The organism is Streptomyces sp. NPDC058295 (genome assembly GCF_042880655.1).
In the GTDB taxonomy this organism is placed as follows: Bacteria; Actinomycetota; Actinomycetes; order Streptomycetales; family Streptomycetaceae; genus Streptomyces; species Streptomyces coriariae.
Genome location: NZ_JBHVYO010000023.1, coordinates 140,950 through 149,040 on the forward strand (window position 1 = coordinate 140,950; position 8,091 = coordinate 149,040).

The window sequence follows — 8,091 nt, forward strand, 5'->3', positions numbered from 1 at the left end:
CCAGCTGAGACGGCCCCGTCGCGCCCAGCGGCGAGGTCTCTCGACACCCAGCTGAGACACCTCTGAGGAGACAGTGCTGTGACCGGGATCAAGACGACCGGCGAGAAGAAGATGATGTTCTTCTCCGGCCGCGCCCACCCCGAGCTTGCCGAGGAGGTCGCCCACCAGCTGGGTGTCGGGGTCGTCCCGACGAAGGCCTTCGATTTCGCCAATGGTGAGATCTACGTCCGCTACCAGGAGTCGGCGCGAGGTGCGGACTGCTTCCTGATCCAGAGCCACACCGCTCCGATCAACAAGTGGATCATGGAGCAGCTGATCATGATCGACGCGCTGAAGCGCGCGTCGGCACGCTCCATCACCGTCATCGTGCCGTTCTACGGCTATGCCCGGCAGGACAAGAAGCACCGCGGACGCGAGCCCATCTCGGCCCGTCTGATCGCCGACCTGATGAAGACGGCGGGCGCCCACCGGATCCTGACGGTGGACCTGCACACGGACCAGATCCAGGGCTTCTTCGACGGCCCGGTGGACCACCTCTTCGCGCTGCCGCTGCTCGCCGACTACGTGGGCAGCAAGGTGGACCGCGACAAGCTCACGGTCGTGTCCCCGGACGCGGGCCGGGTGCGGGTGGCCGACCGCTGGTGCGACCGGCTGGGCGCTCCGCTGGCGATCGTGCACAAGCGGCGCGACAAGGACGTGGCGAACCAGGTGACCGTCCACGAGGTCGTGGGCGAGGTCAAGGGCCGGGTCTGCGTGCTCGTCGACGACATGATCGACACGGGCGGCACGATCTGCGCCGCCGCGGACGCGCTGTTCGCGCACGGCGCCGAGGACGTCATCGTGACGGCGACGCACGGCGTGCTGTCGGGTCCGGCGGCCGACCGCCTCAAGAACTCGAAGGTCAGCGAGTTCATCTTCACCAACACCCTGCCGACGCCGGGTGAGCTCGAGGTGGACAAGATCACCGTGCTGTCGATCGCGCCGACGATCGCGAACGCGGTGCGCGAGGTGTTCGAGGACGGTTCGGTGACGAGCCTCTTCGACGAGCAGTGACGGTCCTCGGCTAGATCGATTTCCTGTACGGCCTTCCCGCTGCGTAAACTGCCACAGTTGCTCGGCGAGGGAGGCCGTACACGTCTGTGTACAGCTGTCCGTTATCGACGCGCTCTTCGTAGCAGGCCGACGGTTTGGCCGGGTGACCACCTTTCCCCTTTCTACGAGGAGTGAACATGGCCGAGGTCAAGCTCGCAGCCGAGACCCGCACCGAGTTCGGCAAGGGCGCCGCCCGCCGTATCCGCCGTGACAGCAAGGTTCCCGCCGTGGTCTACGGCCACGGTGCCGACCCCGTGCACCTCACGCTGCCGGGCCACGAGCTCCAGCTCGCGCTGCGTACGCCGAACGTGCTGCTCAGCCTGGAGATCGACGGCAAGACCCACCTGGCCATCCCGAAGGCCGTGCAGCGTGACGCGATCAAGGGCTTCCTGGACCACGTCGACCTGCTGCTGGTCCGCAGCGGCGAGAAGGTCAACGTCGAGGTCTACGTCCACACCGAGGGCGAGCTGGCCCCGGGTGCGTACCTGCTCGAGCACGTGCTCAGCACGCTGAACGTCGAGGCCGAGGCCACTCACATCCCCGAGTCGGTCACCGTCTCCATCGCGGGCCTGGAGGCCGGCGCGGCCATTCTGGCGAAGGACATCCCGCTGCCCAAGGGCACCACGCTGGCCACCGACGAGGACGCGGTCGTCCTCCAGGTCCTGGCCGCCCAGGCGGAGGAGGCCCCGGCGGAGTCCGCCGAGGCCGAGGGCACCGAGGCCTGATTTCCCGGCACCTCATCCCGTCGGCCGCCGCTTCCTCTGGGGAGCGGCGGCCTGCGCGTATCAAGGAGACATGGACGTGACGACCGACGCCAATGCCCCCTGGCTGATCGTGGGTCTCGGCAATCCCGGCCCCGAGTACGCCATGAACCGGCACAACGTCGGCTTCATGGTGGCGGATCTGCTGGCCGAGCGGATCGGGGGAAGGTTCAAGCGGGCGGGCAAGGCGCAGGCCCAGGTCGTCGAGGGCCGGCTGGGTCCGCCGGGTACGGGGAGCCGGCGGGTGGTGCTGGCGAAGCCGATGTCGTTCATGAACGTGTCGGGCGGGCCGGTGAACGCGCTGCGGGACTTCTACAAGGTGCCGGTGGCGAACATCGTCGCGGTGCACGACGAGCTGGACATCGACTACGGCGTGCTGCGGCTGAAGCTCGGTGGCGGGGACAACGGGCACAACGGTCTGAAGTCGATGACGAAGGTGATGGGCCCGGACTACCACCGGGTGCGGTTCGGGATCGGGCGGCCGCCGGGGCGGATGCAGGTGGCGGACTTCGTGCTGAAGGACTTCTCCTCGGCCGAGCGCAAGGAGCTGGACTACTTCGTGGACCGTGCGTCGGACGCGGCGGCGGCCCTGGTGCTCGAGGGGCTGGAGCGGGCGCAAAGCACGTACAACTCCTGACTTGTCACCCACCCAGGTTGACGGGCCGTTCAGGCATGGCCAATGATCCCGGCCATGCCTGCCACAGCAGCCTCGTCCCACCGCCGCCGGGGTCACTCCCGTAAGGGCTCGGCCAAGAGTCCGGCCAGAGGCGCGGTCACGGCCAAAGGCTCCGGCTCCGGCTCGGCCGGGGGATCGGAATCGGCCAAGGGGTCTGCCAGGGGCGCGGCCAAGGGGGCCAGGTCGGCCGGGAGCTCGGCCTCGGGAACCGCGTTGCGGTTCGGGCGGCTCGTGGCGATGGGCGCGGTCGCCGTGCTCATCCTGTTGGCGGGGGTGTGGGGTTCCTGGGGGTCCGCGCAGCACGTGATGCTGACGAAGGGCCGGGAGCAGGGCACGGTCGAGGTGACACGGTGCGGTGAGGACACGTGTGCGGGGCCGTACTCGCCGCTGTCCGCCGGATCGACGGCACGCGCGCGCGTGGAGATCGAGAAGTCGGTGGCGGTGCGCAAGGGCGGGATCTACACCGTGGTGATCAAACCGGGCAGCGACGAGGTGGTGCGGTCCGGTCCGGCCGGGATCCTGTACGCGTGGGTGCCGCTGGGCGGGGCGCTGCTGCTGGCGTCGGTGGTGGTCGCGGGCGGTCTGGGACGGGCGCGGGTGGGCTGGGTGCTGGCGGGGTCGGGCGTCGCGTTGCTGACGGCGGCGTTCTTCGCGGTGTGAGCGTGTGAGCGCGTGACAAGAGGGTGCCCCCGGGTTCGTACGAACCCGGGGGCACCCTCTTGTGCAAAGAGGTGCGGAGAGCGGGGTCAGCCGGTGTTGCGCAGGCCCGCGGCGACGCCGTTGACGGTGAGGAGCAGGGCGCGCGCGAGGAGCGGGTCGGGCTCCGCTCCCGCGGCCACGGCGTCACGCTGCCGCTTGAGCAGGGTGACCTGGAGGTAGGAGATCGGGTCGAGGTAGGCGTCGCGGATGGTGAACGTCTGCTTGAGCACGGGGGTGGCGTCGAGCAGTTCCGGTTCGCCGGTGATCTTCAGTACCTCGGCGACGGTCAGGGCGTGTTCGGCCTTGATCCGGTCGAAGACGTGCTTGAGGTCGTCGGGGACGAGGGTGTCGACGTAGTGCTGGGCGATGCGCAGATCGGTCTTCGCGAGGGTCATCTCGACGTTGGAGATGAAGTTCTGGAAGAAGTGCCACTGATCGCGCATCTCGTCCAGGACGGTGTCGAGGCCTGCTTCGCGCAGCGCCTTGAGGCCGGAGCCGACGCCGTACCAGCCGGGCACGATCTGACGGGACTGGGTCCAGCCGAAGACCCACGGGATGGCGCGCAGGCCGTCGAGCGAGACGCCGGAGCCGGGGCGGCGGGAGGGCCGGGAGCCCAGGTGCAGGTCGGCGAGCTGGTCCACCGGCGTCGACGCGAGGAAGTACGTCGGCAGGTCCGGGTCCTCGACGAGGGTCCGGTAGGCGTCGTGGGCGGCGTCCGAGACGACGTCCATGGCGGCGTCCCAGCGGGCGAGGGCCTCGTCGGACTGGCGGGGCGCGGTGTGCAGGGCGGAGGCCTGCAGGGTCGCGGCGACCGTCAGTTCCAGGTTCTCCCTGGCCAGGGACGGGATGAGGTACTTGTCGGAGATGACCTCGCCCTGTTCGGTGACCTTGATCTCGCCCTCCAGGGTGCCCCAGGGCTGGGCGAGGATGGCGTCGTGGGAGGGGCCGCCGCCGCGACCGACGGTGCCGCCGCGGCCGTGGAACAGCCGCAGCCGGACGCCGTAGCGGTGGGCGACGTCACGCAGCCGGCGCTGGGCGCGGTGGATCTCCCACTGGCTGGTGGTGATGCCGCCGAACTTGGAGGAGTCCGAGTAGCCGAGCATGACCTCCTGGACGTCTCCGCGCAGCGCGACCAGGCGCCGGTAGGAGGGGTCGGAGAGCATGTCCTCCAGGATGGTGTCGGCGGCCTTCAGCTCGTCCGTGGTCTCCAGGAGCGGCACGATGCCGATCTTCGCCCAGCCGGCGTGCAGGTCGACGAGACCGGCTTCGCGGGCCAGGACCGCCGCCGCGAACACGTCGTCGGCGCCCTGGCACATGGAGATGATGTACGACTCGATGACCTCGGGTCCGAAGACGGCGAGGGCCCGCTTGACCGTCTGGAAGACCCCGAGGGTCTTCTCGCCGGCGGCGTCGACGGGGGCCGGGCTGGGGGCGAGCGGCCGGCGGGAGCGCAGTTCCTTGGCGAGGAGCTTCGTGCGGTACTCGCGGGGCATGTCGGCGTAGCGCCAGGACTCCTCGCCGAGGCGGTCGAAGAGCTGACCGAGGGCGTGGTGGTGGGCGTCGGCGTGCTCGCGGACGTCCATGGTGGCGAGCTGGAGGCCGAACGCGGCGAGGGTGCGGATGGTGCGGTTCATCCGGCCGTCGGCGAACAGCCCGCCGCGGTGCTCGCGCAGGGACGTCTGGATGAGGGTGAGGTCCGCGAGGAGCTCGCTGGTGCCGAGGTAGTCGCGTCCGCTCTCGTGCGGGATGCCCTTGGCGAGGCGCTGCTTGGTGTTCTCCAGCTTCTGCCGGATGCAGGTGGCCTTGAGACGGTAGGGCTCTTCGGCGTTGAGGCGCTTGTAGCGGGGGCTGATCTCGGGCAGCCGTTCGAGGTCGCCCTTCAGCGACTCCAGGAGTTCCTCGGTGGCGCCGGTGTAGCGGATGGAGTTGGAGAGGAAGCCGCGGAGCTCGTCGATCATGTCCAGCGCGTCGTTGATGCCGTGCTCGTGCTGGAGGATGAGGATGTCCCAGGTCACCTGGGGGGTGACGTTGGGGTTGCCGTCGCGGTCGCCGCCGATCCAGGTGCCGAAGGTGAGCGGACGGGTGTTCTCGGGGAGCTTGACGCCGACCCGCTCCAGCTCGGCGGTCAGGTCCTCCAGAACGTCGCCGACGGCGCCCGCGTGGAGTTCGTCGAGGTAGTAGATGGCGTTACGGGCCTCGTCGGCGGGCTCGGGACGGACGACCCGGAGTTCGTCGGTCTGCCAGACGAGGTCGATGTTCTCGGCCAGGCGGGTGTCGTAGCGGCGGCGGTCGGCCTCGATGACCGGGGTCTCCAGAAGCGCGGCGATGCGCCGGAGCTTGTTGAGTACCGACCGGCGCGCGGCTTCGGTGGGGTGCGCCGTGAACACGGGGCGAACGTTGAGGTGGCGGACCGTCTGCTGGACGTGCTCGGGGTCGACGTCCTTGAGGCGGTCGGCGGTGCGGGCGAGCAGGCCGCCCTCGGCGGCGCGGCGCTCGCGCAGTTCGCGGCCGCGGTGGACCTGTTCGGTGACGTTGGCAAGGTGGAAGTAGGTGGAGAAGGCGCGGACCAGCTTGGCCGCGGTCTCCAGTTCGATGCCACGCAGCAGTTCGGCGGCGGCTTCGCCGTCCTCGCGGGTGAGGCGGCGGACCTTCTCGACCAGATCGAGGAGCTCCGGGCCCTCCTGCCGTACGAGGGTCTCGCCGAGCAGGTCACCCAGTCGGCGGATGTCGGCGCGCAGCTCGGTGCTGGTCGTTGTGGTGGCCTGGCCAAGGTCGTCGGCACTGCTCACAGGTGCGGCTCCTTGCAGTGTTGAAGCTCGTCCGGGAGGGAACCCGTACTCCGGCCCCGCGGCGGGCGTCGCATAGGGGCCGGACATCCGGGAAGAAAACAGAGCGGACCGCGCTGTCCGACTGTCTCCAAGGATAGGTGTCCCTGGGGACGCGCAGGTTGGCGGGCTCTTGCCGCCGGGCAGGGCGCTGCCATACTTACGATGCCGTAGGTTACGGAACCGTAGGAAGCGGGGCATTGGTTCGCTGTGCGACCTTCCGCGGTGTGCGGAACGACGGCATCTCCCTCAATCCAAGACCCCCCAGGGGACGCGCATGACCACAGGCAGCTCCAACGTGATCGATGACCCTTTGAAGGCGCCCGACGGTACCCCCACGCCCTCCGCCACGCTCGGTGGCGAGCAGAAGCGTTCGATCGAGCAGATCATGCTGCTGATCTTCATCGTCGTCCCGTTCCTCGCGGTGCTGGCGGCGGTGCCGCTGGCGTGGGGCTGGGGCGTGAGCTGGCTGGATCTCGGTCTGCTCGTCTTCATGTACTTCCTCGGCTGCCACGGCATCACGATCGGCTTCCACCGCTACTTCACGCACGGCTCGTTCAAGGCCAAGCGGCCGCTCCGGATCGCGTTGGCGATCATGGGGTCGATGGCGGTGGAGGGCCCGCTCGTGCGCTGGGTGGCCGATCACCGCAAGCACCACAAGTTCTCCGACGCGGACGGCGACCCGCATTCGCCGTGGCGGTTCGGCGAGACGCTCCCGGCCCTGATGAAGGGCCTGTGGTGGGCACACATCGCATGGATGTTCGACGAGGAGCAGACCTCGCAGGAGAAGTACGCGCCGGATCTGATCAAGGACCCGGCGATCCGCGCGGTCTCCCGGCAGTTCGTCTACTGGACGATCCTGTCGCTGGCGCTGCCGCCGCTGGTGGGCGGGCTGGTGACGATGTCCTGGTGGGGCGCGTTCACGGCGTTCTTCTGGGGCTCGCTGGTGCGGGTGGCGATGCTGCACCACGTGACATGGTCGATCAACTCGATCTGCCACGCGGTGGGCAAGCGCCCCTTCAAGTCCCGGGACCGCTCCGGCAACGTCTGGTGGCTGGCGATCCTGTCCTGCGGCGAGTCCTGGCACAACCTGCACCACGCGGACCCGACATCGGCGCGGCACGGCGTGATGCGCGGCCAGCTGGACTCCTCGGCCCGGTTCATCCGCTGGTTCGAGATGCTCGGGTGGGCCTACGACGTGCGCTGGCCGTCACGCTCGCGTATCGATTCGCGTCGTAACACCGGTGGAGACGGCTCCCGACGGGGGAAGGCCACCGCCGAGGCGGCATGATTGACGGCGTGGCGACCGATCCCAGCAGTACCTCCAGTAACGAAGCGAAGCCGCGGCGCGCCCGGCGCACCCGTATGACGGGTGCGGAAAGGCGCCAGCAGCTGCTCGAGATCGGTCGCACCCTGTTCGCGGCGAAGGGTTTCGAGGGCACCTCGGTGGAGGAGATCGCGGCGAAGGCCGGGGTCTCCAAGCCGGTGGTGTACGAGCACTTCGGCGGCAAGGAGGGGCTCTACGCGGTCGTGGTGGACCGGGAGATGCGCCGGCTGCTGGACATGGTCACGTCGTCGCTGACGGCGGGCCACCCCCGCGAGCTGCTCGAACAGGCGGCGTTCGCGCTCCTGGACTACATCGAGGAGTACACGGACGGTTTCCGGATCCTGGTCCGGGACTCTCCCATCCCGCAGTCGACCGGGTCGTTCGCGTCCCTGATCTCCGACATCGCCACCCAGGTGGAGGACATCCTGGGACGCGAGTTCAAGAGCCGCGGCTTCGACCCGAAACTGGCTCCGCTGTACGCCCAGGCCCTGGTCGGCATGGTCGCCCTGACCGGCCAGTGGTGGCTGGACGTACGCCGCCCGAAGAAGGCGGAGGTGGCGGCCCACCTGGTGAACCTGTCCTGGCACGGGCTGGACGGCCTGGAGGCGAAGCCGCACCTGATAGGCCGCCGAAAGGCCTGACGGGACGCCGTCCACGCATACGGACGGGACACACATGCGGGTGGGGCCCCGACCTTCGTGGTCGGGGCCC

Annotated in this window: 7 protein-coding genes; 6 read left to right on the forward strand and 1 reads right to left on the reverse strand. The window is 69.3% G+C overall.

All coding sequences use genetic code 11. The features are described from left to right. Nucleotides 1–78: 78 nt before the first annotated feature. The 4 genes from ACFVYS_RS24760 (at nucleotide 79) to ACFVYS_RS24775 (ending at nucleotide 3,189) form a co-directional block, all read left to right on the forward strand. Nucleotides 79–1,053 carry a ribose-phosphate diphosphokinase gene (locus ACFVYS_RS24760; RefSeq protein WP_329410776.1) on the forward strand — a complete coding sequence of 325 codons (975 nt, stop codon included), beginning with the start codon at nucleotides 79–81 and terminating at the stop codon, nucleotides 1,051–1,053. A gap of 176 nt (nucleotides 1,054–1,229) precedes the next feature. Next, a complete protein-coding gene (locus tag ACFVYS_RS24765) occupies nucleotides 1,230–1,817 on the forward strand; it encodes a 50S ribosomal protein L25/general stress protein Ctc (protein ID WP_389505266.1) in 588 nt (195 codons plus the stop codon). Nucleotides 1,818–1,887: 70 nt separating this feature from the next. Then, nucleotides 1,888–2,490 carry an aminoacyl-tRNA hydrolase gene (pth, locus tag ACFVYS_RS24770; RefSeq protein WP_389505268.1) on the forward strand — a complete coding sequence of 201 codons (603 nt, stop codon included), beginning with the start codon at nucleotides 1,888–1,890 and terminating at the stop codon, nucleotides 2,488–2,490. A gap of 252 nt (nucleotides 2,491–2,742) precedes the next feature. Next, entirely contained in the window at nucleotides 2,743–3,189 is a 447-nt protein-coding gene (locus tag ACFVYS_RS24775; protein WP_389505285.1) for a hypothetical protein, read from the forward strand. Nucleotides 3,190–3,275: 86 nt separating this feature from the next. Here ACFVYS_RS24775 and ppc read toward each other — a convergent pair whose 3' ends face one another. Continuing rightward, entirely contained in the window at nucleotides 3,276–6,017 is a 2,742-nt protein-coding gene (ppc, locus tag ACFVYS_RS24780; RefSeq protein ID WP_389505270.1) for a phosphoenolpyruvate carboxylase, read from the reverse strand. Between the two features lie 313 nt (nucleotides 6,018–6,330). On the opposite strand from ppc, the gene ACFVYS_RS24785 reads away from it, so the two are divergent. Together ACFVYS_RS24785 and ACFVYS_RS24790 are read left to right on the forward strand one after the other, a co-directional pair. Then, a complete protein-coding gene (locus ACFVYS_RS24785) occupies nucleotides 6,331–7,344 on the forward strand; it encodes an acyl-CoA desaturase (RefSeq protein ID WP_389505272.1) in 1,014 nt (337 codons plus the stop codon). Continuing rightward, nucleotides 7,341–8,021, forward strand: coding sequence for a TetR family transcriptional regulator (locus tag ACFVYS_RS24790; protein WP_389505273.1), 681 nt, complete (start codon nucleotides 7,341–7,343; stop codon nucleotides 8,019–8,021). The genes ACFVYS_RS24785 and ACFVYS_RS24790 overlap by 4 nt, the downstream gene beginning before the upstream one ends. Nucleotides 8,022–8,091 lie beyond the last annotated feature (70 nt).

Bases quoted from the DNA above. Each gene is read 5' to 3' on its own strand.
- ACFVYS_RS24765 (WP_389505266.1), top strand. From the start codon at position 1,230: ATGGCCGAGGTCAAGCTCGCAGCCGAGACCCGCACCGAGTTCGGCAAG.
- pth (WP_389505268.1), top strand. From the start codon at position 1,888: ATGGACGTGACGACCGACGCCAATGCCCCCTGGCTGATCGTGGGTCTC.
- ACFVYS_RS24785 (WP_389505272.1), top strand. From the start codon at position 6,331: ATGACCACAGGCAGCTCCAACGTGATCGATGACCCTTTGAAGGCGCCC.
- ACFVYS_RS24790 (WP_389505273.1), top strand. From the start codon at position 7,341: ATGATTGACGGCGTGGCGACCGATCCCAGCAGTACCTCCAGTAACGAA.